The sequence below is a fragment of the Geodermatophilus sp. SMS 5-13 genome, assembly GCF_059428245.1.
Genome location: NZ_CP165729.1, coordinates 1,700,507 through 1,724,681 on the forward strand (window position 1 = coordinate 1,700,507; position 24,175 = coordinate 1,724,681).

General features: G+C 70.4%; 15 protein-coding genes, 2 pseudogenes and 1 other annotated feature. Of the genes and pseudogenes, 12 read left to right on the top strand and 5 right to left on the bottom strand.

The annotated features are described in order from the left end of the window. Positions 1-19 precede the first annotated feature (19 nt). The 4 genes from AB3388_RS08350 (at position 20) to AB3388_RS08365 (ending at position 6,974) form a co-directional block, all read left to right on the top strand. Complete coding sequence (locus AB3388_RS08350) at positions 20-2,596, top strand: caspase family protein (RefSeq protein ID WP_495410296.1); 2,577 nt, start codon at positions 20-22, stop codon at positions 2,594-2,596. Then, a complete protein-coding gene (locus tag AB3388_RS08355) occupies positions 2,596-3,162 on the top strand; it encodes a hypothetical protein (RefSeq protein ID WP_495410297.1) in 567 nt (188 codons plus the stop codon). The genes AB3388_RS08350 and AB3388_RS08355 overlap by 1 nt, the downstream gene beginning before the upstream one ends. A 248-nt stretch (positions 3,163-3,410) precedes the next feature. Then, on the top strand, positions 3,411-4,151 hold the full coding sequence (locus AB3388_RS08360) for a hypothetical protein (RefSeq protein WP_495410298.1): 741 nt from the start codon (positions 3,411-3,413) through the stop codon (positions 4,149-4,151). Between the two features lie 453 nt (positions 4,152-4,604). Next, positions 4,605-6,974, top strand: a complete 2,370-nt coding sequence (locus tag AB3388_RS08365; RefSeq protein ID WP_495411445.1) for an alpha-amylase family glycosyl hydrolase — start codon at positions 4,605-4,607, stop codon at positions 6,972-6,974. A gap of 213 nt (positions 6,975-7,187) precedes the next feature. Here the strand turns inward: AB3388_RS08365 and AB3388_RS08370 are convergent, their stop codons facing one another. The 5 genes and pseudogenes from AB3388_RS08370 to AB3388_RS08390 all read right to left on the bottom strand — a co-directional run bounded on the left by AB3388_RS08370 (position 7,188) and on the right by AB3388_RS08390 (position 15,253). Further along, on the bottom strand, positions 7,188-8,630 hold the full coding sequence (locus tag AB3388_RS08370) for a hypothetical protein (RefSeq protein WP_495410299.1): 1,443 nt from the start codon (positions 8,628-8,630) through the stop codon (positions 7,188-7,190). Next, positions 8,627-10,123, bottom strand: coding sequence for an nSTAND1 domain-containing NTPase (locus tag AB3388_RS08375; protein WP_495410300.1), 1,497 nt, complete (start codon positions 10,121-10,123; stop codon positions 8,627-8,629). The genes AB3388_RS08370 and AB3388_RS08375 overlap by 4 nt, the downstream gene beginning before the upstream one ends. Continuing rightward, on the bottom strand, positions 10,120-12,186 hold the full coding sequence (locus tag AB3388_RS08380) for a CHAT domain-containing protein (RefSeq protein WP_495410301.1): 2,067 nt from the start codon (positions 12,184-12,186) through the stop codon (positions 10,120-10,122). The genes AB3388_RS08375 and AB3388_RS08380 overlap by 4 nt, the downstream gene beginning before the upstream one ends. A 1,217-nt stretch (positions 12,187-13,403) precedes the next feature. Beyond that, positions 13,404-13,796 (bottom strand): annotated as a pseudogene (locus AB3388_RS08385) (transposase); the annotation flags it as partial. Between the two features lie 335 nt (positions 13,797-14,131). Beyond that, complete coding sequence (locus AB3388_RS08390; RefSeq protein WP_495410302.1) at positions 14,132-15,253, bottom strand: ANTAR domain-containing protein; 1,122 nt, start codon at positions 15,251-15,253, stop codon at positions 14,132-14,134. A gap of 211 nt (positions 15,254-15,464) precedes the next feature. Between AB3388_RS08390 and AB3388_RS08395 the strand changes: the two genes are divergently transcribed. The 8 genes and pseudogenes from AB3388_RS08395 to AB3388_RS08430 all read left to right on the top strand — a co-directional run bounded on the left by AB3388_RS08395 (position 15,465) and on the right by AB3388_RS08430 (position 23,953). Then, positions 15,465-16,160, top strand: a complete 696-nt coding sequence (locus AB3388_RS08395; protein ID WP_495410303.1) for a response regulator transcription factor — start codon at positions 15,465-15,467, stop codon at positions 16,158-16,160. Between the two features lie 7 nt (positions 16,161-16,167). Continuing rightward, a complete protein-coding gene (locus tag AB3388_RS08400; RefSeq protein WP_495410304.1) occupies positions 16,168-17,859 on the top strand; it encodes a hybrid sensor histidine kinase/response regulator in 1,692 nt (563 codons plus the stop codon). Positions 17,860-17,888: 29 nt separating this feature from the next. Beyond that, positions 17,889-19,023: pseudogene (locus tag AB3388_RS08405) on the top strand (IS3 family transposase); the annotation flags it as partial. Beyond that, positions 18,074-18,205: a sequence feature (AL1L pseudoknot), on the top strand. It overlaps the preceding pseudogene by 132 nt. Positions 19,024-19,357: 334 nt before the next feature. Continuing rightward, positions 19,358-19,540 carry a hypothetical protein gene (locus AB3388_RS08410; RefSeq protein ID WP_495410305.1) on the top strand — a complete coding sequence of 61 codons (183 nt, stop codon included), beginning with the start codon at positions 19,358-19,360 and terminating at the stop codon, positions 19,538-19,540. A gap of 186 nt (positions 19,541-19,726) precedes the next feature. Next, positions 19,727-20,344, top strand: a complete 618-nt coding sequence (locus tag AB3388_RS08415) for a DivIVA domain-containing protein (protein WP_495410306.1) — start codon at positions 19,727-19,729, stop codon at positions 20,342-20,344. Between the two features lie 145 nt (positions 20,345-20,489). Continuing rightward, complete coding sequence (ddaH, locus tag AB3388_RS08420; RefSeq protein ID WP_495410307.1) at positions 20,490-21,305, top strand: dimethylargininase; 816 nt, start codon at positions 20,490-20,492, stop codon at positions 21,303-21,305. Further along, positions 21,302-22,621 (top strand): cation:proton antiporter, encoded by a 1,320-nt coding sequence (locus AB3388_RS08425; protein WP_495410308.1) that lies wholly within the window; start codon positions 21,302-21,304, stop codon positions 22,619-22,621. The genes ddaH and AB3388_RS08425 overlap by 4 nt, the downstream gene beginning before the upstream one ends. Before the next feature lie 36 nt (positions 22,622-22,657). Then, positions 22,658-23,953, top strand: coding sequence for an MFS transporter (locus tag AB3388_RS08430; protein WP_495410309.1), 1,296 nt, complete (start codon positions 22,658-22,660; stop codon positions 23,951-23,953). The last annotated feature ends 222 nt before the right edge of the window (positions 23,954-24,175 follow it).

Sequence of the window (24,175 nt, forward strand, 5' to 3'; positions counted from 1 at the left end):
GGCGGGAGGGAAACGGAGGATGACCGACTTCGCGGTGGTCGTCGGCGTCGCCCGGTACCCCGCGCTCAGCACGCTGGGGGTGGCAGCGGACCTCGCCGGACCTGACAACGACGCCCGGGCCGTCCACGACTGGCTGATCGCTCCGGACGGCGGGGGACTGGAGCCGGGCAACGTGCGGCTCGTGCAGTCGGCCCAGTTCGCGCCTATCGACCCGGACGACCCGCAGCCTGCCCGGGGGAGGATCGAGCGGGAGCTCAAGTGGGTGGAACAGCAGACTGCCGACGTCCCCGGGAACCGGCTGTACCTGTACTTCTCTGGGCACGGGTTCTCCCCGGTGCTGGAGGAGGGCGCGCTGTTCACAGCCGACGCGACGCAGATCAGCCCGGAGTACGTCTACGCGCATGCCTGGATGCGCTGGTTCCGCAAGGCCCAGCGGTTCCGGGAGACGGTGCTGTGGATGGACAGCTGCATGAACTACGAGCAGTCCATCCCCGTCAACGAGGTGCTGATGCGGCCCAAGCTGGGCACCGGCGTGCCCGGCCCGGCCTTCATCGCGCTCGCCGCCCAGACACGGAGCGCCCTCGAGCACGAGATGCCGGACGGGCAGGTGCACGGGGTGTTCACCTGGACGCTGCTCCAGGGGCTGCGCGGTGGCGCGGCCGACGAGCGGGGGCGGGTGACGGGGGAGAGCCTTCGCAGCTTCCTGTACACCGTCATGCCGGAGTTCCTGCCTGTCGGTGCGCGCACCGCCGCGGCGGTGGACCTGCAGCCCTTTGTCCGGGCTGACGACGGCATGGTGTTCCGCCGCCTGGCGGCACGCCCCACCTTCCGGGTGAACCTGGTCCTGCCGGCCGGCGCGGTTGGTCAGGAACTGCGGATCTGGACCGGTCGCCCGCTGGCCCGGGTGGTGTCGGAGCCGCTGGCTCATCCCGAGTGGCACGGCGACCTGTTGCGCGGCCTGTACGTGGCCGAGGTGCCCGCCGCCGGGGTGCGTCACGGCTTCCAGGTCAGCGGCGCGGGAACGGTGGACGAAGTCGTCACGCGGACCGGCCCGCCGGTCATGCCCCCCGAAGCGGCGGAGCTGTTCTCGCTCGACGTCGCGGCCGGCAACGCGGCAGCGGCGATCAGCGTCACCGATCACCGGTTCGAGCGGATCTTCAGCGAGACCGGGCAGCTGCACGAACGCGAGGTCCCGGGCGTCTACAAGGTACGGATCGAATTCGGGCGGGACATCACGACCGGCTCGGATGAGGTGGTGCTGCTCGACCGGGACACCGTCGTCGGCCCGCCTCCAGGCCCGCAGCTGGCCTCGCCCGCACCGATCGCCGGCACCGCCGCCACGCACGAATTCCACATCGGGCCGTTCGAGGACGCCGCCAACCGCCAGGGCGTCTTCACCGGTCCCGAGCCCGGCCTGTCGACCATCTCCGTGCTGGCCCGGCTCTGGACCGACCCGAACGGTCCGGTGTCCATGGGAACCAGCACGCCCTCCCCGCACCCGATGCAGGGCCTCAGCCTCGTCGACGCCGACGGCGGGCCGGTCGTCGACGCGCACGGCAGGACCATCGGGGACATGGCGCACGAGTGCGTCCTCGAGCACCGGACCGCGGTCGACCCGGTGGCGGTCTGGGAAGCGGAGCTGCGACCCGGTGCCTACTTCCTGCGCCAGGTGCTCGACGGGCGCCACTACGAGGGCTGCGTCGTCGCCGCGCCGGACTGGGTGACGCAGGTGGCCGTCCAGCGCATCAACCCGCCCTCGGCCGCCGCCGATCCGGCCCGGGAGGCCATCGTCGACGTCACGGTCTTCATGCGGCGCGCCGGAAGCAGCCGCACCCCGGAGCAGGACGCGACGATCGAGGCCGCGCGGCTGGCGCTCGGCCAGGGCCGCGACCTGCTCGCGGTCGGTCACGGTGCGCAGTTGGCCGACCTGCTGCTCTCCGAGTACGCAGACCCGATAGCCGGCATCATCGGGGCCCACCTGCTGCTGCGCGCCATGGACAAGACCGATCCCGATCCGGTCCGCACGGCGCAGTTCGACGCCGCTGTCGTCAAGCTCCGGACGCTGGTCGGGCCGGACCACCCCGACGTGGAGGCGCTGTCCCTGCGGTGCGCCGACCCCGCGATGCGCGCCGGTCGGCCGTTCGCGGCGCCGCCGATGTTCCGCGAGAGCTGGCAGCTGGTCACAGAGGCCAGCTATGCGAGGCCGGATCTCGTGCCCGTCGCCCTGTGGCGGCGCGTGCACGCCTCGGTCTCGCTGGGGGCCTTCTTCGCGTGGGCCGCCGACGGGGAGACGAGGGAGGCGCACGCCGCCCAGTTGTCTCACTGGATCAGCGCGTACGTCGAAGACGCGTACGTCGAAGACGGGGATGGACGTGCGGCGACCCTGACCGGTGCGGTCCCGGCCTCGGCTATGGCCCCCACCGCCGGGCCGGCGGCGGCCCTGCCCTTCGCTCCGGCGGTCCCGGTCACCGCCACCGAGCCGCTTCCGGAGGCCGTCCGTGCCGCCGCTACCCGGCTCCACCTGCCGGCCAACGCCGCTGCTGCGTTGTGGGCGGACCGCGCCGCCGCACAGCGGGGAGGCCCGCCGGTGGGTTGATGTACGAGTACCCCCTGGCGCCGGCGCTGTCGGTCTCCTTCCAGCGCTACCCGTACCCGCCCGCCGGCGTGGTCTCCGACCTGCCGTCGAGCTGGGGTGCCCTCCCGCTGCTCGAGCGCTCGCCGCGGCACCTGGTCGTGTCGTGTCCGGCGGGCGAGGCCTTCTGGCTCGGGCTCGTCGCGTCGCCCGCGGGGACCGCCATCCTGCTGCGCGTCCGGGTGACGACGGCCTCGGGCGAAGTGGTCGACGCCTGGACCGGTGCCCCGCCGGGACGCGGAAAAGCGAACAACGTCGAGGGCTTCCGGACACCGCCCCGGCCCGGTCTCGCCGGCATCGTCCGCGGGGACGGGAGTTGGTGGGCGCTCGCGCACGACGCCGGCGACCCGACCGCGCCGCGGTGCCGCGCGATCGCACTCGACTGCCGGCTCCCCGCAGAGCCGCAGCAGCTGCAGAGCCACCGGACGCGCGTCGAGGTGGCTGGCCCGCGCCGATTCCGCGAGCTCGGCGGCCCGCCCGTGCCAGACCTCGACGAACGGAGCCGGTACCGCGGGTGGCGCCTGCCGTGATGGGGGCGATGAGCTTCCCGTCCCCGGACGGTCCGTTCTCCTCGGGAGACGCGGCGAACGGCTACGCCTGTGACCGGTTCAGCGAGCAGGAGGACGGTCGCGGTGGTGCGCTGCGTGCCTTGCCGAGCTACCGCTCGGTCGTCACGGAGCCGTGACAGGCCAGTGACGGCTCCCGCCTATCGTCCCGCGCACGTCGCGACGCCGACCCGGCCCGCCGCGACGGAGCACCGACGGACGAGGTGGGTGACATGCGACTCGACCGCGTCGAGATCAAGGTGACCCTCGGCGGTGAGCAGACCGAGGCGGCCGTCGCCGCGCTCGGCCTACCGTCCGGCCGACCGCAGTGGCGGATCCACTTCTGCGAGGACGTCGCGGCAGGTACCTCACCTGCCACACCGCTGCTCGATGCGGGGGTGATCCTCCGAGTGCGGGACAAGCCGGACGGCAAGGACGACACGACGGTCAAGCTGCGGCCGGGCCGTCGGTCCCAGATGACCGACCAGTGGCTGACCGCGACCAAGGGCGAGGACTGGGACGTGAAGATCGAGGCGGACTGGGCCGGGGACCGCCGGACATTGGCGGTGTCGCACTCCGCCGACCGCCATGCGGGGCTCATCGCGGAGACTGCAGCGGGACGGCGCGACGTGGAGGACCTCTTCGTGGCCGCCCAGCTCGACTTCCTCCGGGACTGCGCCCCGGTGCGGATCAACGTCGGAGCTCTCACGCTGCTGCCGCCGGTCCTGGCGACGCGGTGGGGAGCGGTGGACGGGACGCCGGCCGGGCTCGACCTCCGGGCCGAACGGTGGACCGTCGGGACGCTCGACTTCCTGGAGGTCTCCGCCGTCGCCGACCTGGGCGAGGCCCTGGCCACGCAGGAGGCGCTCTCGGCCCACCTCGCCGCGCTGGGTCTAGCGCCGGCGGAGGATCAGGAACCCAAGACCCAGCAGGTGGTCAGGCTCCTCGTCCAGCAGGCCCTGGGGACCTCCTGACGTGACCACCGGCGGCGCGGAGGATCGACCGTGCCGGAGGCCGACAGCAGCCTGGTTGCCGAGTGCCTGTTGTCGGTCAGCCCCAGCGGCGTCCTCGACGGCACCCTCATGGCGGGGGCCGGGCTTCCGCTGACGGATTCGAACTGACACCGCCAGCGGTGGCTCGGTGCCCGCGGCCATCGCGGGCAAGCTGAGCGGCGCGTTCGCCTCTCAAGCACCGTCTGACCGGTCGTCATCGTTTCGGGACCGGCACGTGCCTTTGCGGTTGTCTCCGCGGACGACATCGAGCGGCCGGACGGAGAGCCCGCCGGTGAGTGAGGGGCGGGCTCCCGGCCTCGTGACGGCGGGGTGACGCCGAACTGACGGCTGGCCACAAGCATCGTTCTTGCACATCTCCCGAGATCCGCTTGGGGATCGCGACGGACTGGCCCGGAAGGCAGCGCCTTGATCACCGTGGAATTCAGGTATCTGACCGGGCTCACTCGGCCGATCTTCCGAAACGCCCGGCTCACCGGGGACTGGAACCAGTGGGCCGAGATTGCGATGGATGACGTCGTGGCCGATGACGGCTGTCCCGCGTTCGCTGCCACGGTGCAGTTCGACGACGCGCAGGCGGGGCGGCCGGTCCGATGGGGAGTCCGCCTCGACGGGCCTTCGGGGGCAAACGTCTGGGGGATCTGCACCGAGGTGCCCCTCGCCGACTCGCAAGAGCGTCACTGCGAGTTCCGTCTTCCCGCGGCGGGCGCAAGCAGGGAGGTCCGCTATCTCCTGACCTGGGGGCGGCACCTCGGCGCGCAGAAGGCCTATTCCGTTCCGCCGGCACAGCCGGGCGTGCGCTTCGCCCTGTGGGCGCCCCACGCCCACAGGGTCGACGTCGTCTTCGGGCGGCCTGACCGCGGCTACATCGGAGATGACGGGTCGGGGATCGACCCGGGCATGCCGGCGATCCCGCTCGTCCGCGGCCCGGGGGACATCTGGGAGAGCACGCCGGAGCCGGACTTCGGCCGGTTCACAGGTAGGCCCTACATGTTCAGGATCGAGAGCCCATCAGGCCAGATGCGCTTCCGCACCGACATCTACTCCCGGTGGCAGGCCGGCCGAGGCAGCACGAACCCTGCCGGCGGCGCATGGGACGGCGATCTCCGGAGTCTCGACGGCACGGTCAGCTGCAGCGTCGTCATCGACCCCGACCGGGTCCGCGAAGAGTTCGAGCCGACGACCTCACCGCCGCGGCTCATCGGGGACGACGACTTCTGGCGCGACGAGTTCAGCGTCGAGCGTCCCGTACCGACTCGGGTCGAAGACCTGGTGATCTACGAATTGCACGTGGGCGCCCTCGGGTATCCCCGCGGGGGGCCGGGCACCCTCGCGGACGCCATGAGGCTGCTCGACCACCTGCGCGAACTGGGCGTGACCGCGGTTGAATTGATGCCACTCGCCGAGTTCTCCGGCGACCTCAGCTGGGGCTACGGCGACACCCACCACTTCGCGATCGAATCGAGCGCAGGAGGACGGGACAAGTACAAGCATTTCGTGCGCGAGTGCCACCGCCGGGGCATCGCCGTGATCCAGGACGTCGTGTACAACCACTTCGATATGACCGCCGAGCGGGCGGAATCGCATTACGACTCGTCTGCGGATGAGGAGAACATCTACTACTGGTATGAGGGCAGGAGCACCGACTACCCGGATCCGCGTGACGGCTACGTCGAGAACGGCTCGTCCGGTGACGCGCCGCGCTACTGGGCCGAACCGGTGCGGCGCCTGTTCGTCGGCAGCGCACTGCAGCTGGTGGAGGAGTTCCACGTCGACGGGCTGCGGGTCGACCTGACCCAGGCGATGCACCGGGACAACACACTGAGGGCGGACAAGCGGAACCTGGGTAGCGCCAACCTCTTCGGACAGAAGCTGCTGCGCGAATGGAGCCGCACGCTCAAGACGGTCCGCCCATCGGTGCTGTTGATCGCCGAGGACCACAGCGGTTGGAGCGCAGTGACTCAGCCGCCTGCCGTCGGGGGGCTGGGTTTCGACTCGACGTGGTTCGCCGAGTACTACCACGACCTGATCGGTGACTCGGACATGGCAGGTGGGGCGGCTCGGCTGCTGCACGACGCCGGTCTGGGTGACGACAGGCCCCTGCGCCTGGAGACCTTCGCCGACGCATTGTGGCGCACGCAGTTCGACAAGATCACCTACCACGAGTCCCACGACGAGGCAGGCAACGCGAGCGGCTCCGCGCGCACCAGCACCGTGGCGGTGGGCCGCGCCCCGCTGTGGGGTGTTACCAGGGAGTACGCCGAGGCTCGATGCAGGGTGGTCGCCGGGCTGTCGATCCTGTCGGCCGGAACTCCGATGTTCTTCATGGGTGAGGAGGTGGTGGCGCAAAAGTCCTACCGCTACGACAACATCGACGACAGCAAGGAGGATCTGAGCGGCGAGCGGAGCGGAGCCGGCGCGGCGATGTTCCGCTTCTACCAGGACCTCATCCGGCTGCGACGAGCCAACGCCGCGGTCCGGTCGCGGCATGTCGACATCGTCCACGTCGACGGGCAGCGCAGGGTGATCGCGTTCACGAGAAGATCCGGTCAGATCGAGGTTCTAGTGCTCGCGAGCCTCAACAACCACCCCTTCCTCGACGGATACGTCGTCCATGCCGACAGCAGCAGACTTCCCTCGGGAATGTGGCAGGAGACGTTCAACAGCGACTCACACCTTTACGGTGGGCGGAATGTCGGCAACTTCGGGGCTGCCATCCCGGCGGCGGAGGGGCGTCTGCAAGTGCGCCTGCCGAGCAACGGATTCCTCGTCCTGCAGAGGCGATAGCAGTCCCGCGTGCCCGAGACCGCTATAAGGCTCTGCGTCGGGGTTCCATTGTCGAGGTCGACACCGCAATCCGCCGCCCGGAATGCGGCCTTTGCGGCTCGGGGAACGGTCGCCGAAGTGCCGCACCATGGCACACGGCCCTCATGACTTCAGTCAGGGTCGGCGACGGATCGAGGCCTGTCCTGCTGCCATCTGTCGAACCAGCGCTCCTGGTCAGAATTGCTCGTCTGCGCGACGCGTCTCGGTCAGCCGCACTGCCGGGTCGCCAAGGACGACGTAGCTACGTGCGTCGTTGTTCTCCGTCCACAGACCCGTGATGGCCTGGTCGTCGAGCACGCGCTCGAAGTTCCGCGCACTGTCGAGGTTGTCGTTCAGTTCGGCGGCGAGCGTCGCGTACCTCTCGTCGAAGAACTCCATCGCATGGCCGACGCGCCTGCCTTCGATCAATGCCTGGAGCGCGGACCAGAAGGTCTCGCGTGCGTCCTTCACTCCCGGCGATGAGAAGGAGCACCCCCACGCCCGCTCGATGTGCCCGATGAACGCCAGCGTCCCGCCTCGGGGATGAGCGAGCAGCCGCTGCGGCAACCTGGCGATGAACGGCCGGTGCGCAGGCGGGGTGTCGGGTACACCCAGCAAGCGGGCGTAATCGTCGGTCCGCGGAGTGCCCGCGCCGTAGCAGGCGAAGGCGAACACGATGTCCGGGGTCAGCCTCGAGTCGTCGGGCACATCTGCGGCCGCGACGTAGAAGTCATCGCGCAGAGACTGGCGCCACAGCAGCGGCCCCGGCCAGTCAGCGCACAGCAGTGCGCCCTGAGTGTCCTCCTGGCGCGCGTCACCGCAGGGGAACGCGACGCCGTGGGTGGCGGTGAAGAGCAGTGAAGGCGCCATGTCTCCGCACAGCCGTTCGAGCAGCCGCTCCTTGGTGGCCATCTCACGTCCGATCACGGGGTCGACCGGCCGCGCGGGCTGGATTTCTCCGGCAAGGGGGGTGACGAGCTGCTCAGCGCTGAGCTTGGTGGCGCGGTCTGCGCGACTTTCCGGGCCGAAGAGGGAAACGTGGCTGGCGTGCGTCGGCGGGCGGTCCTCTGGCCCCGGCTGCTCGGCGCGCACCACGGACGCGGCATAGCAGGCGTACTCGTCCGGTGTGTCAAAGCTGAGGCGGCCGACGGCGTACTGAACGTCCAGTTGGTACTGGAATTCGAACGGGATGTCCTCCGGGCCGCCGACGAGCAGGACGTAGTAGGGAAACTTCTCCGGGTTGGCCGCAGAGGACGAAGCCACGCCGACCCTCGCCAGGAAGTCGCGCTTGCTCTGTCCCCGCCGGTGTCCCTTCGCCCCGGTTCGTCGTTGGAACCGATTCCCGGCCTGACTCTCCCGGAGCGAGAGCAACGGCTCCAGCGCCTCGAGGACCGCGGGGTCGGTCTGCTCGGCGGCGACCAAGGCCCAGCCGGCCTGCGCGAGGTCCTCCGGGTCCTGCCCGTACACCACGCCGAAGTCCGGCCGTCGGCTGTTCCGGCGGTCGTACAGCTCCTTCAGTTGGTCGCGGGCGAACGTCTCGCCCTGGATCGCCTGCGCGACGACGTGCAGGTCCATGGGCGGCACGAGGTAGTTGCCGGTGGTGCCGTCGACGCCGTTGACGTGCAGCTCATCTGTCACGCGCCCGCTCCCCTCAGTCGGTGTCGTCTCAGCGCCAGCCATGTGATCGCCACCGCTTCGAGGACAGCAAGAGCCGTGAGACCGGCGACCTTGGTGTTGGCCCGCTGGCGCAGGCGCGCCTCCTTGTTCGCGGTCTGGGACGCGACCACGAACTCGCGCTCAGCCCTCTCCGCGGCTGTCCGGTCTTCGTGCCGCTCGGCGACCTTGCGCTTCGCCGCGTGCAGCTGGTCGCCGGTAAGCAGGAGGGTCCGGTCGCGACCGGTGCGCTGCCAATTGCGCGCCAGCTGTTGCACCTCGCTCAGGTACTTGTTGTTGTCCGCCAGCAGGGGCTCGATCATGCGGTCGTGGCTCAGCTCCCACCATGTGGTGCCGGCTCGGACGTCGGCCCGCACGAGGTAGCGTCGCTCTAGCTTGTGCATGACCTTGTCGGTGAGCTGGGGATCGCCGGTGTCCGGGCCTACGGGACTTTGGCGGCGCAGCATGCGCTCGTCTATCAGTTCGGTTTCGAACCAGTCCCGTATCACCGTCTCGGCGACACCGCTCTTCCGGGCGGTCTCCTGAACCGCCTCGGAGTAATACGCGCTCAGCGCTCCTTCGACGTCCCGGAACGGTTTGATCTGCTCCGCGCTAATGCTGTCGAAGCTGCCGCCGGACGTGTCGTGCAGACGTCGCCAGAGGCGGTGGCAGACAACCTGCAGCTGCACTGGTTCCACGTAGGGGCCGGGCACCTTCTCCGCGGCGTGCTGGCTGCCCTGCCGGCGCACCTTGCGCAGGTCGTCGAAGAGCGTCAGCGCGGCGTCCTCGGTGATGGTGACCCCTCGGTCGGCTGCGGGACGGCAGATGGCCTGGAGCGCCGCCTCACGTTCGAGGAAGTCGAGCCGGTAGCGGGTGCGCAGCTCGGTGGGAAGGTACCGGGCGAACCGGTCCAGGCCGCCCATGTAGTCCTCGCGGATGGCGAACAGAGCCCATCGGCGCTGCGCGTCGAGTGCCTCGCCCAACTGCTTGAAGAACTCCAGCTTGGCGTCGCGATCCGCGGGGTCCAGGACCAAGACCTCCTCCAGTTGGTCGAAGATCAGCAGCTGGTACGCCGATGCCGCGGCACCCTCGCTGACGAGGTCGAGGGCGTTGGAGAGGCTGAGATCGGCCAGCTGTGCCGGCTCATCGCGCGGGAGCAGGCCCAGGACGGTGCTCATGACGTAACGGTTGCCGACGGCCAGGCCGTCCGGTGGCAATGTGCCGACGCGGAGCCCGGCCAGCGTCGGTGTGGTTCGCACGCACAACTGGAACCCGGAGGCCTCCATCTGGGGAGCCACCGCGGCCTGGATGAGCGAAGTCTTGCCGGCGCCCGAGGGGGAGTGCAGTAGCAAGATCCGTTCCGCGAGCAGCTTTCCGATGAGGCCACTCGCCTCCCGGTCACGTCCGGGCAAGGCCTCCCCCTTGCGGAAGGCGCGCGGCCCAACGTAGGGATTGTCGCTGTCCGGTGCAGTGGTCATGCTGCGCTCCGCCTGCGCTTGTCGAGCTCGCGCAGGAAGTCGTAGCTCCCACCGAAGTAGATGGCGAGCCTGGGTTCCGCGAACAGGGACTGCAGGTAGTCCTGCGCTGCCTCCGGCTCGATGTCCGGCGTGTCCTCCAGCCGGAATTGCACCGCCCCGTGCACGTAGTCCTTCAGGCGAGAGCTGCCGGGGAAGCTCTTGATCCCCTGATAGAGGACGCGGAACTCCCAGCCGTCCAACCGGTAACCGAGGAACAACAGCGATCGACTGGTGAGCGCCTCGCGAACCGCGTTAGGGATGCGCGCGTCGGCCCGGACCCAGGAGATCAGCCAGGAGAAGTAGTCGTCCTCCGTCAGCACGATGGACTCCGGGTCCTCCAGCCTGCCGAACAGGTGGTACACCAATGGATGGCGGAGGTCCTTTTCGTCGAACTCGATCGCGCCATGCACGTCGCGGTCGCGGCGCCAGTCGAAGGACGCTATGACGGGCTCCCGGTCAACCTCCCGCAGCGCGTCCTCAAGCAGGTCAGACCAGCTCGTCGTCACGTACACCGGTAGGCGGAGACCCGCGACGAGGCGGTAAGGGTCGTTGCCGTCTTTCCTTCGATGCAGCGCGGCGACCTCGCGGAACAGCTCGGGCAGTCGGAGCGGGTCGAACAGCTCCTTCGGGAGCTGTTCGCCCCATTGCTTCTTGAACTCGGCGAGGACGAACCGGCGCAACTCCGTGCGGGGGGTGTCCAGGGAGGTTCGGGCCCGGAGGTACTGGGCGACCTTTGCGAGTTCGTTGCGCGCGTAGACCGTCATCGGCAGCTGCCACCGGTCCGCCCAGCGTTGGGCGACGACCTCGCGGGACGGGAGAAGCTCGTCGGACATCCCCGATCCGACGACCGGCGTGCATTGCCCGAACTCGATCTTGCCGTTCAGCGCTTCGAACCAGTAATCGGCGGATTCGGTGAACCCAGGGTGATAGTAGGTGCGCCCGCTGCGCAGTCGAGAGAACAGCACCGGCACCCACCAGTCGTGCGTCTCCCGCACCTTGTTGCGCGCCGAGGCCACCGCACGGTCCACCACCCCGTCGACGCCGAGGGAGCGGAAGAACTCGATGAGGAATCTCTCCGCGGTCTCCATGGAGATGTTGCCCTGCATGGCCACGACCGCAGCTACACCGGCGGCGGCGAGGCGGGGGCCCAGCGCGGACAGCTCCCCCTCGTCCGAGGTGCTCGTCAAGGGCTGCCCATCACCGGCGGACTGGCATGAGCAGAGCACGGCGAGGGTCGGCCGATGCCCGAGGTTGGCGATACGGTCGGCGAGGACGCCGCCGTTCACTTCGTCGGCGGTGCCGTCCTCCTGCTCCAGGAGGAGCCGCGATTCATCCCGCGTGTAGGCGCCGTGGCAAACCAGGTAGAGAACGTCGACATCCGCGTCGAGCGCCGCCGTCACCGCGTCCAGTGTGGCGCTTCCGCGCGAAGCGAATTCGACAATTTCCATGCCTGCAAGGGCATTCCGGGCTCGCTCCAGCTCCTCGTCCACCTTGACGGCAGGGAGGGGCTTCCCGTCACGCCGGTACCGGTTGAGGTCGCTGGGATTTGAAACCACCACGAGGGCCTTGAGATCATGGCGCGGAGGTGGAGCGACAGGGCGCCACACGGCGCTGGTGAGGTAGCGCGACAGCAACACGTTCGGCGTCGTGGCGATCGGCTCCCCGTGGTCCGGATCGCGCAGGCACTCCCAGCGCACGGCGTGGAACCGACGAGGGGCCTGCGGGTCGAGGTGTAGGCGCAGATGCAAAGGCAACCCTCGCGCGGACACCGCGGCGCGAGACTCGGTGAAGAACGTGTGCGCCTGCTCCGAAGCGAAGAGCATTCCGGTGAGCGTCTTGCCGTACTCCGGCTCGTTGTCCGACACGAGGCCGAGTTTCGTGGTGTCGATCGTGATCGGATCGTGCACGAGGTCGCGCCGGTCGAAAGGGTTCGACGGGTCGTCGTAGGCGAGACTCAGGTCGAACTGATCGCTACCCCGATGCCACCGGAGCACGAACTCCAGATCGGCCTCATGACGATTCATGGTCGGACCCGCCAACACGCGAGGCGGGTCGGAGTAGCGTCTCCGCCTATCAGGCACTCGTGAGCCAAGCCATTCGCCACGGTGGCAAGGCGTGTTCGAGGTCGCATGGCACCACAACCATCATTGAGCCAGACGCCCATTCGCGTCCCCAACCAGTCTCCGAGCGTCGCGTCACCGCCCCGTCATTTCTGCGTTACACGAGAGCAAGCGCCCCACTGCCCCTGTCTGGGGAGCCGCAGCCCGGGACACCCCCGGGTACGGTTGTGACCCCTGGTCGATCGCGCAAGCCGGCGGCGGACAAGCGTGGTTATCCGCCGGAGTTTCGGCGCGTGGTAGTGGATCGTGCGGTGTCCGGCTCTGCTGTTCGGGGGATAGGCCATGCGGTCCACGACAAGACCGGGACGACGGAACCTGATCAATGTTCCGCCCTCCGGTTGGGAGACGGCCTGTGCACCAGGTCTGGGAGGGACACTCCTCACCACACCGGCCTCGTGGCGCGCGAACTATCTGCGCCCATTAGTCGGCCATGGCCGCCCGAGGGCGGCCATGGGCGCGAGCGCAGTGCGCGTAAGGGCGCTCAGCCTGTGCTTCGCATCCGGCATTTCCGACTGGCGAGCGCGGCTAGCCCGCCGGACTCCGCGTCCGCGAAAACGGGATGACGTGCCTCAGTCCTCCCGGAGGACGGGGTTTCGCGGAATCAGCGCAACACGGTGATCCGGCGACTGCCCGCGCGCTAAGGCAATGACCGGCGCCATCCCCCCGCATTCGCCGGGCGCTTCACACTGCAACGCTGGGCGTCCGGCGGTGGCAACTGGAGCGTGCGGCAGCCTGTCTGGATCCTTTCGGTCGGACCCCGAGATGCAGCTACTGCGCGGGATGCCTCGGCGCGGTGTGCCAATTTGCGCGCCACCGGTCGTCGTCCAGGCTCGTTCGGGACGGTCCTGGCCGTCTCGGGGAGGTCTTTGACCCGCCATTCGTGCGGTAGTGAACGGTCGCGAACCTCGTCCCCGTGGACTGCTAATCGCACGGTTATTGGTTCGAGTCCAATCGGGGCAGCAGAACCGCAGGTCAGAGGCCTGAAATTCGAGAACTCGGACAGTGAACCCCATCGAACCCCCAGCGTTGGGTTATGTGGTTGTCCCGCTCAGGAACCATCCAGGGGAGCGGTCCACAAATTCCGGGATGTCGCCCGAGGACCTGCCTGCCCCCAGTGAGCATCAGGTGTGTGGCACCTGATCTTGCGCCTTGCTCAGTGACAGTGGCGTCGACATGGCTCGGTGGGTGATGTCCCCGGTCGTGATGTAGCTCGTGGCCGCGGAGAGCTTCTGCGGTTGGGACCATGACGCCATCAGGGCCGGCTGTGCCACCTCCTCGTCTGACCGCTGCGGGCGGTGGAGTTGGGCCATGGAGCCTTCGGAGAGGTAGCGGCGGTCGGCGACCTGCCATTCGTGGTGCGCCTCGACCAGGACGGCGCCGGCCGGCCGCAGCAGTGCAGCGGTGTGCACGTGCTCGGCATCCGGTTGGGCGAACACGGTGCGGATGGCCGCGGCCACCATCTCCGCGTTGCTCTTGGGCACGCGGGCGACCACGTTGCGCATGAAGTGCACCCGGCTGTCAACGACGGTCGAAAGTTGACCCCCTGGCGTCGGCAACTTTCAGTGCCTCGAGCAACTCGAGCAGGGCAGACTGGTCCAGGGCTGTCGCGTGGCCTTTCTCTTCCGAGTGTTCCTTGGCGGGGTCACGCAGAAGATCCACGCGGTGGCCTCTCGCACGCCAGCACTTCGCCGACGAGCTCAAGACCTGCGACCAGCTACACCACTTCCAGGGACGTCACCCGCCGCGCAGCTACCCGTTGTTGCCCCGGCGTCCTGGGCGGCCCCGCCGGCTCGTGGTTGGACCGGCGAGGCCTCACCGCGTGAGCCACCCGGGTGACCCCAGCGGCTGATCAGGAGTGCCGTGAGCCTTCTCGGCCGCGGTGCCCGCGGCGGAGGCCGCGGCGGCCGTCGTCGCCGTGCGGCGCCGTCCCGAGGAGCTTGCCGGCGTGGATGAGGTGGTCGGCGACGTCGCGCAGCTTCCGGTTGCTGTCCATCGACGCCCGGACCAGCAGCTGGAAGGCCTGGCCGGGTGTCAGCTGGTAGCGCTCGATGAGCACGCCTTTGGCTTGGTCGATGACCCCGCGGGAGTCGAGCGCCCTCTGCAGGTTGTCGGCCTTGTCCCGGGCGCGCTGGTAGAGGTGCAGGTTGCCGGCGGCAACGGCGGCGTAGGGCGCGATGCGGCCAGCGACCGCACGACTGTCCTCATCGAAGACTTCGGCCTGGCGGGCGTAGATGTTCAGCGCCGCGGTGACCTGGTCTTCCCGGTCGATGGGGAGCGGGACCGACAGGGAGCTGAGGCAGCCGCACTCGACCGCACGTGGCAGGTAGTCCCGCCACCGGGTCTCGGTGCGGGTGTCGGTGATCAGGATCATGTGACCGGTGCGGGCGGCGTGCAGGCACGGTCCGTCGTCACGTTCGTACTGGCGCTCGTCGAGGTCGTCGGCGAGCTGGCCGGTGCTCCCCAGCGTGGTGGGGCGGTCCTGGACCAGGAAGGCCACCGAGGCCTCGGGGTCACCGGGCATTACGGCTTTGGTGAGCTCGGCCACCGTCTGCAGCAGGCTGTCCATCGACAACTCGCGCAGGGACAGCCGTCCCAATCGCTCCAGCGCCTCGGCGGGGTTCGCAGGGGGCGGGTCCGGATTAGTGGCCACGGCACGGCCTTTGGTCTGATCGGCACCGCGGTGCACGCCCTTGGCGGCGGACCGGGCCAGGACCCGGAGCTTGAGCAGCGCGACCCGCTCGTGTATCGCGTCGACCTTCTCCCGCGCCAGCCGCGCATCGCGCGCGGCCTCCTGGGCGGCCCGGCGTTTCTCGTCGGCGCGTCGGCGCGCATCCCTCGCCCCAGCGACCCGCGCGTCGACGGGCTGGCCGGCTCCGCCGGGCGCGCACTCGACCGGTTGCTGGGTCGCGCCCTCGTCGCGAGGGTGGCCCGGGGCAGGAACAGCACGGGCCGGAAGGTCGGAACGTGTCATCGTGATTCGCTCCGGTGGACGAAGCGCGAGCGGGCACTCGGCGCGGTGGCGGGTCCGGGGGATCCGGGCCGGGCGGGTCGGTGCCGGACCTGCCCCATCACATGCGGAGCGGCATGCGACCCACCAGTCCGGTTGTACGGTCCCCGGATGGGAGGAGTCCGGTCGCCGGGTCAACGTCGGATCAACGAATCCGGCGGAGGGGGTGAGCGCGGTGGGGACGCTCGTCCGCCCGGTGGTCGTCCTGGTGGAGGACGAGCGTGACCTCGCGGTGATGGCGGGGGAATTCCTGCGCCGCGAGGGGTTCGACATCGTGCTCGCCGGCGACGGCCGGACCGGGATGCAGCGGCTCGACGACCGTGCGGTGGACGCGGTCGTCCTCGATCTGGGGCTGCCCGACGGCAACGGTCTGGACCTGCTGCGGAGCCTGCGACGGTCCGGGCGGGCGGTGCCCGTGGTGGTGCTGACCGGCCGCGGCCGGGAGAGCGAACGGGTTCTGGGGTTGGAGCTCGGCGCCGACGACTACGTGGTCAAGCCGTTCTCGCTGCCGGAACTGGCGGCTCGTCTGCGCGCCGTGCTGCGTCGGTCGTCGGACGTCCGCCCTGTGGCGTCGGTAGTGGTGGGAGACCTGGTGATCGACACCGCGGCCCACGAGGCGACCGTCAAAGGCGAGGCCCTGCCGTTGCGACCGCTGGAACACGACCTGCTGGCCTTCCTGGCCGCCTCCCCGCGGCGGGTGTTCTCGCCGGAGCAGCTGCTGGAGCAGGTGTGGGGTGCAGCCGCGGACCGGCAGAGCGCGTCCACGGTGGCCGAGCACGTCTACCGGCTCCGGCGAAAGCTGCAGCGTGCAGGGGTGACGACGCCGCGGATCGTCACCGTGCGCGGCGTCGGTTACCGGCTGGACCCGTGAACCGGCGATGACGTCGGCACACGATCTGGACTTCCGGGCGCTGTTCCAGGCCTCGCCATCGCCCTACCTGGTCATGACGGCGGACTTCGTGATCGTGGCGGTCAACCGGGCCTACGCCGAGGCCACGTTCATCGACCCCGACGCCGTGGTCGGCCGGCCGATGTTCGACGTGTTTCCCGACAACCCCGACGACCCGCTGGCAGACGGGGTGGTGAACCTGCGCCGGTCGCTGGAGACGGTGGTGCGCACCGGCTCCCCGGACGCACTCGCGCTGCAGCGCTACGACGTCCGCGGGCCGGACGGCACCTTCGTCAAGAGGTACTGGAGTCCGGTGAACACCCCGGTGCTCGACGATGACGGCCGGGTGGCCGTGATCATTCACCGGGTCCAGGACGTCACCGATCTGGTGCGGCTCTCCCAGGCCGGCCAGGAGCGGCAGCGGCGCGAGGACGCGCTGTGGACCCGGCTGGAGCAGATGGAGGCCGACCTGTTCACCCGGGCCCGCGAGGTGCAGGACGCGAACCAGCGCCTGCGCGAGCTCAACGACCAGCTCGAGATGACCACGGCGGCCCTGCGGGCGCAGACCCGCTCGAAAGACCAGTTCCTGGCCACCCTGTCGCACGAGCTGCGCAATCCTCTTGCCGCGGTACGGGCGGCGCTTGACGTGCTGGCGCTCGACCTGGCCGGGCACCCGGCTATGGAGGTGCTCGATCGCCAGAGTGGGGCGCTGACCCGGATGAGCGATGACCTGCTCGACGCGGCCCGCGGTCTCGCCGGCCGTCTGGCGGTGCAGCGACGGCGGATCGACCTGCGCGCGGTGGTCGAGCAGGCCGTCCACGACACCGGGGCCGCCCGTGGCACCGCGGGCAGGCCGGTCGGGCTGCACCTCACGAGCAGGCCGGTGATGGTCAGCGGGGATGCCGTGCGACTCGCCCAGGCCGTCGCCAACCTGCTCGACAACGCCTACAAGTACACCCCGGCCGGCGCGGCGATCACCGTGGAGCTCGCCCGCCACGGAGACGTCGCCGAACTGTGCGTCCGCGACACCGGGCCGGGGCTGCCCCCGGATCTGGCTGGTTCGCTGTTCGAGCCCTTCACCCGGGCGGCCGATCCCGGGCGGGGCGGCCCCGAGGGTCTCGGCCTGGGTCTGGCCGTGGTCCGCGGCGTCGTCGCTGCGCACGGGGGCACGGTGACCGCGCACAGCGACCCGGCCGTCGGAGGCGCCGCGTTCACCGTCCGGCTCCCGGTCCTCACGCCATCGGACGACGGCGCCGATCACGCCCCCGCGCCCGCGACCGCTGCGCCGACGGCGTCGCTGCGCATCCTGGTGATCGACGACAACGAGGATCTGGCCCGCTTCTACGGCTTCCTGCTGCGGGAGCTCGGACACGAGGTGACGCTCGCGTCCAGCGGCGAGCGCGGGCTGGCTGCCGCGCAGGACCCCTTCGACGTGGTGCTCTGCGACATCGCGCTCGGCGCGGGCATCGACGGCTACGAGGTGGCCCGGCGGCTGCGCAGTTCGCCGATCCACCGCGCGACCGGCCTCGTCGCCGTCTCCGGCTTCGGCCGGGAGGACGACGGGGCGCGAGCCCGTGAGGCCGGGTTCGACCGGCATCTGACGAAGCCGCTCGGGATGGACGACCTCGATCGCCTCCTCCGCTCGTTGGCCGGCGGTCCTCCGGAGCGCGGAACCGGCTGAGCGCTGCGTAGCCGATCGACGAGCTGACCGCCCGCCGCGCCGTGGGCGCGGTGCTGGATAGCAACCCCGCGACCTTGCGCGACTGGGTCGAGCGGGAGGAGATCGACACCGGCGTGCGCCCGGGCGTGACGACCGAGGCATCGGCTGAGCTCAAGGCGCTGCGCCGGGAGGTCGCCGAACTACGCCGGGCGAACGAGATCCTCAAGACCGCGTCCGCGTTTCTCGCCCAGGCGGAGCTCGACCGCCGACTCAGGTAGTCATCGACGACATCGCCGCGTTCAAGGACCGGTTCGGGGTCGAGCCGATCTGCCGGGTGCTCTCCGAGCACGGCCTGCCGATCGCCCCGAGCACCTACTACGAGCGCGTGGCCTGCCCGGTCTCGGCTGCCGAGCTGGCCGACGCCTGGGCCGCGAACACCCTGGTCGACCTGCACCGGGCGAACCGCGGCCTCTACGGGGTGCGCAAACTGTGGCACGCCGCCCGACGTGCGGGGCAGCCGTGGGGCCGGGATCAGGTCGGCCGGCTGATGGGCGTCGCTGGCCTCGACGGCGTGCGTCGCGGTCGCCGGACCACGATCACCACCCGACGGGATCAGACGGCGCCGCGGCATCCGGACCTGGTTGACCGCGCGTGGGCCACCCCGTCGCGGCCGGATCAGTGGTCGGTCGCGGACTTCACCTACGTGTGGACGCTGGCCGGGTTCGTCTACGTCTCCTTCGTCACCGACGTCTACTCCCGCCGGATCCTGGGCCGGCGGGTCAGCTGCTCGAAGACGACTCCGCTGGTGATGAGCGCGCTGGAGCAGGCGCTGTTCACCCGCCGGCGGGGGAATGCTGCCTGCATCGCCACCGGCCTGGTCCATCACTCCGATGCCGGGTCGCAGTACACGTCTCTAGGCGTTCACCGAGGCTCTGCTCGAGGCGGGCATCGCCGGCTCAATCGGGGTCGGTTGGCGACGCCCTGGACAACGCGCTGATGGAATCGTCGATCGGCCTGTTCAAGACCGAACTGATCGACCGGCAACGGTCCTGGACCGGCCGCAACGACGTGGAAAGGGAGACCGCAGCCTGGGTGCACTGGTTCAACACCAAACGCCTGCACTCCGCGATCGGCTACTGCCCGCCGATCGAGTTCGAAGATCACCACTACCGTGACACCACGGCCCCCGCGGGACCTCGCAGTGGCCCAAACCGAGCGTCCGTCAGATCCAGGACGGGTCGGACAGCTCCGGCTCATCGTCCGCGACGCCGTGCGGTGATACGCCTGCCTACCGCCGTGCCCACCGGTGGCCGGCGGCACCCCCGCGCGGACTCGGGGGACACGTCTGCGTCGCATCGAAGACCTGAGCCGCCCGCCCGCCGGGTCGGCGACTCGGGCTCCGGGGATGTCATCGGCTCTCGCGCGGGTCGAGGACCGAAGGTGCTGTCGCTGGGGAGTATCAGCACGGTGGCCGCCAGGCTCAGATAGGTCCGGTAGGCAGACCCGTACTGGGGGCAGCATGAAGGTCGATCTGTTCGCGCTGGTGTGCACGGTCCTGGGCTACGACCCGGCCACCGTCGTGCTGATCCGGGTCGACCAGCGCGAGGCCAGTGTGACCTACACCGAGCCATCGGGCATGCCTCGGAGCAGGGTGCACCACGATGGCGAGCAGGTCGTGCGCCATGTGGCCCCTCGGCCCTGATCGTGCCCGGTAAGAGGGCTGAGCCGACCCTGATCCCGGCGCGTCGACCTTGCGGGCACCGGCCGGTCGCGGGGATCCGGTCAGGACTCCGAGCCAGGTGCATTCCGAGCCCGAGGTATCACGAGCGCCGTCGGAGCGTCCGATCCATGACGCCTGGCCCGTGACCGCACGTGAAGGAGCAACGCCTTGACCATCGCGCCCGCCGACATCGCCGCTCAACAGTTCCGGATCGTCTTCCGCGGGTACGACGTCCAGGAGGTGGACGCGTTCCTGGACCTGCTGCAATCGGCTCTGAGCGGGGCGGTGTCCGACCCTGCCGCGCCACCCCAGGACGACGAGAACCCGGACGACGGCGCGCCGGTACCCGGCCCGGAGACCGACCCCGCCGAGCCCGTCGGCCCGGAGGAGGACTCGTCCTCGCGTGCGCTGCGCGCCCTGCTGCGCGCCGAGGAGGTGGCCGAGCAGGTGGTCGCCGAGGCCGCCGCCGAGGCCGAGCGCATCCGGGTGCAGGCGCAGGTCGAGCGCGAGCAGCTCCTTGCGGAGGCACGGGCCGAGAGCGGCCGACTGGAGGCGGAGATCCGCCTCCGCCGCGAGCGCGAGGTCGGCGTGCTGGCCGTCCGCTGCGAGCAACTGCACGCCGAGGTCGACCGGCTCGGTGAGGTCCGGCGTCGGGCCCGTGAGGAACTGCAGGCATGGCTGGCCGGTCACCAGCAGCTCGTGGACCGGGCCGTCGGCCCGGTCGACGCCGATCGCCCGTCCTCCGAACCCACGCTGGCCCTCGAACTGCCGGTCGCCGCGGCCTGACGCACCGCCGCGGCGCACTCCGCCGCCCGGACGGCCGCGTCCGGTGCCCGTTGAAACCTTCCCGGCCGGCTCGCACGCCGGACCGCCCACCCTGCCTGCGGCTGCCGACAGCGGCAGGACACCCCGAACCCCTGGGAGCTCAACCGTGCCGCGAACCGCCCGTTCCCGTTCGTTCCTCATGTGCCGGCCGACCCACTTCACCGTCTCCTACCGCATCAATCCCTGGATGCAGCCGGAGAAGCCGACCGACACCAATCTGGCCGTGCTGCAGTGGGAGGACCTCGTGGCGGTCCTCCGCGGGCTGGGTCACCTTGTCGACGAGCTCACTCCGCAGCCGGGCCTGCCGGACATGGTCTTCGCCGCGAACGGGGCGACCGTCGTCGACGGCAAGGTCCTCGCGGCCCGCTTCCGCTACCCCCAGCGGGCCGCCGAAGGGCCCGCGCATGCCGAGTGGTTCCGGCGGCGCGGCCACGAGGTCCGCACCGCTCGGTACGTCAACGAGGGGCAGGGGGACTTCCTGCTCGATGGGGACCGGCTGCTCGCCGGCACCGGGTTCCGCACCGACCCGCGCGCCCATGAGGAGGCGCAGCGGTACTTCGGGCGACCTGTGGTCGGGCTCGAGCTGGTGGATCCCCGCTATTACCACCTGGACACCGCGCTGGCGGTCCTCGCCGAGCGCGAGATCATGTACCACCCGCGGGCCTTCTCGCCGAGGAGCCGGGCGCTGTTGCAGCGGCTGTACCCGGATGCCGTCCTCGCGGACGCGGCCGACGCCGCGGCGTTCGGGCTGAACGCGGTCTCCGACGGCCGGCACGTCGTCCTCAACCAGCAGGCAACGGGCCTTGCCGACACCCTGCGCGAGCGCGGCTTCGTCCCGATCGGGGTGGACATGTCCGAGCTGGCGAAGTCCGGCGGCGGGCCGAAGTGCTGCACGCTCGAGGTCGGCACCAAGGCGACATGACGCAGATGGATCCGCTCGTGCTCGCGGCGCCGGTACCGCCCCTCCCGGCGCAGGAGGTCCTGTACCTGCTCACGGCCGTCGGGACATTGCTGGGTGCGGCCGTCCTCCTCGGCCGGCTGGCGGTCGCGTTCCGGCTGCCGGCCGTCCTGGGGGAGCTGGCGACCGGCGTGCTGCTAGGACCCTCGGTCCTGGGCCACCTGGCCCCGGACCTGTCCGGCCGGCTGCTGTCACCCGACGGCGGCTCCCTGCAGCTGGTCGACGCCATCGGCCAGATCGGGGTGCTGCTGCTCGTCGGCCTGACCGGAATGCACCTGGACGCCTCACTGCTCCGCTCGCGCCGCACCGTGGCGGTCGCGGTCAGCGCGGGAGGGCTGGTCGTCCCGCTCGGGCTCGGGATCGGGCTGGGTCTGCTGGCTCCGCAGGTGCTGCTGGGAGCGGGCGCCGAACGGCCGGTCTTCGCGCTGTTCCTGGGTGTGGCGATGTGCGTCAGCGCCATCCCCGTCATCGCCAAGACGTTGTTCGACATGAACCTTCTGCACGGGCGGGTCGGCCAGCTGATCATCTGTGCCGCCGCGGTGGACGACCTCGCCGGCTGGCTGCTGCTGTCCGTGGCATCGGCGCTGGCCGCGACCGGGGGCGGCATGGCGTCCTCGGTGTGGCCCCTGTGCTCGTTGATCGTCATCCTCGCCGGCTGGCGGCTCGCCGGACGGCGCCTCCTGCGGGCCGCCGTCCGGTCGCGCCGGATGCCCCAGGAACCCCGGACGTTGGCCGCCGCGGTCGTCGTCCTGTTCCTGCTGTCGTCGGCGGTCACCCAGGCCGTGGGCCTGGAGGCGCTGCTCGGTGCCTTCCTCTGCGGCGTCGCCCTCGCGTCGACCGGAAAGATCTCGGCCGAGCGGCTCGCACCGCTGCGTTCGGTCGTGCTCGGGGTCCTGGCGCCGATCTTCTTCGCCACCGCGGGTCTACGCATGGACCTGACCGCCCTGGCCGACCCGACCCTGCTGGCCTGGGGACTGGGGATCCTGCTGATCGCGATCGTGGGCAAGTTCGCCGGCGTCCTCGCCGGTGCGCGAGCGGCGCGGCTGGGCGCCTGGGAGGCGCTCGCAGTCGGAGCCGGGCTGAACGCCCGCGGCGTGATCGAGGTCGTCGTCGCGACCGTCGCGCTCCGTGCCGGGGTCTTCGGCACCGGCATCTACACCGTCGTCGTCCTCATCGCGCTGGCGACCTCGACGCTGGCGCCACCGCTGCTCCGGCTCGCCGCCGGGCACCTGGACCGCGCGGCCACGACGGGCGACCACGAACTCGCCCCCGCCCTCTGACGGACCCGGCCCCTCTTCCGAAGACAGGTGACACTCATGCCCCCGCAGACAGCGGCGCAGGCCCCCGGCCTGTGGACGACGTTCCGCGAATCGCCGGTCGCCGTGAAGGCCATCCTCGCCGGCGTGTTCATCAACCGCCTCGGCGGGCTGCTGAACATCTTCCTCGTCCTGTTCCTCACCTCGAAGGGCTACTCGAACCGGCAGGCGGTGATCGCCCTCGGCATCTATGGCGCGGGCGCGGTCATCGGCCTGCTCCTCGGCGGAGCGCTCGCCGACCGACTGGGCGCGCGGGCCGCCACCGTGATCAGCATGGCCGGCTCCGGGGTCCTGCTGGCCTCCCTGCTGTACCTGCCGAACTACCCTCTGCTGCTCACCGCGGTCGCTCTGGTGAGCCTGGTCGGCCAGGCGTACCGCCCGGCGTCGTCGGCCCTGCTGTCCGATCTCACGCCCAAGGACCGGCAGGTGCTGATCTTCGCGATCTACCGGTTCGGGCTCAACCTCGGGACGACGGCCGCGCCGCTCGTGGGCTTCCTGCTGTATGAGCTCGGCGACCAGCACTACGCGCTGCTGTTCTGGGCCGACGCCACGGCCGCGACGCTGTACGCGGTGGTCGCCCTGGTGGCACTGCCGAAGCGCGTCATCCGGCGCGCGGCCACGACCGCGGCGTCCCCGGCCCCGCGGGCCGGCTACCTGCGGGTGCTGCGTGACCGCAGATACGTCTTCTACCTGCTGGCCACGCTGCTCAACGCCGTCGTCTACGTCCAGTACCTCTCGACCCTGCCGCTGGACATGCAGGCGGCCGGGGTGGACGTCCTGTGGTACAGCGTCGCGATCGCGCTCAACGGCTTCATCGTCATCGCGTGCGAGCTGCCACTGACCAAGTTCACGCAGAAGTGGCCCCGACGGGTGGTGATCAGCCTTTCCTTCCTCCTCGTCGGCGCGGGGATGCTGCTGTACGGGCTGCCGCTCGGTGCCACCGTCATCGTCGCGGGCACGCTCACCTGGACCGCGGCGGAGATCATCGGCGGTCCCGCGGTCTTCTCCTATCCGGCGCTCGCCGGGCCGCCGGAGCTCAAGGGGCGCTACATCGGGTCCTTCCAGTTCGCGTTCGGCCTGGGCACGGCACTCGGCCCGCTGATCGGGGGCGCCCTGTTCGCCGTTCTCGGACACGCCGTGTGGGTGGCTCTCGCAGGCGGATCACTGCTGGCGGTCTTCTTCGGGCTGCTCGGGGTTGTTCCGTCGGTGCTGCCGCGGCACGCACGGACGGCGTCCTGGCGGAAGGTGGCGGTGCGCCCGTCCGCGGCCCGGCGGAGAGCCGAGGCGGCGGCGTGAGCCCGATCGCCGCAGGACGTCGCCCGTAGGGGAGGGGATCCTTCGCATGCGCGGAATCGCCCACCGAGCCGGAACCCGGCCCGGTGGGCGATTCCGCGCCTGGCGGTCGTGGGGCAGCAGAGCCTGGCCGTCGACGCCGGCGGCCAGGCACGCACGTGGCGGTGTTCAGGGAAAGATCGGCACGACAGCGAGCAGCGCGACCAAGTGACCTTCGCCCGAAGC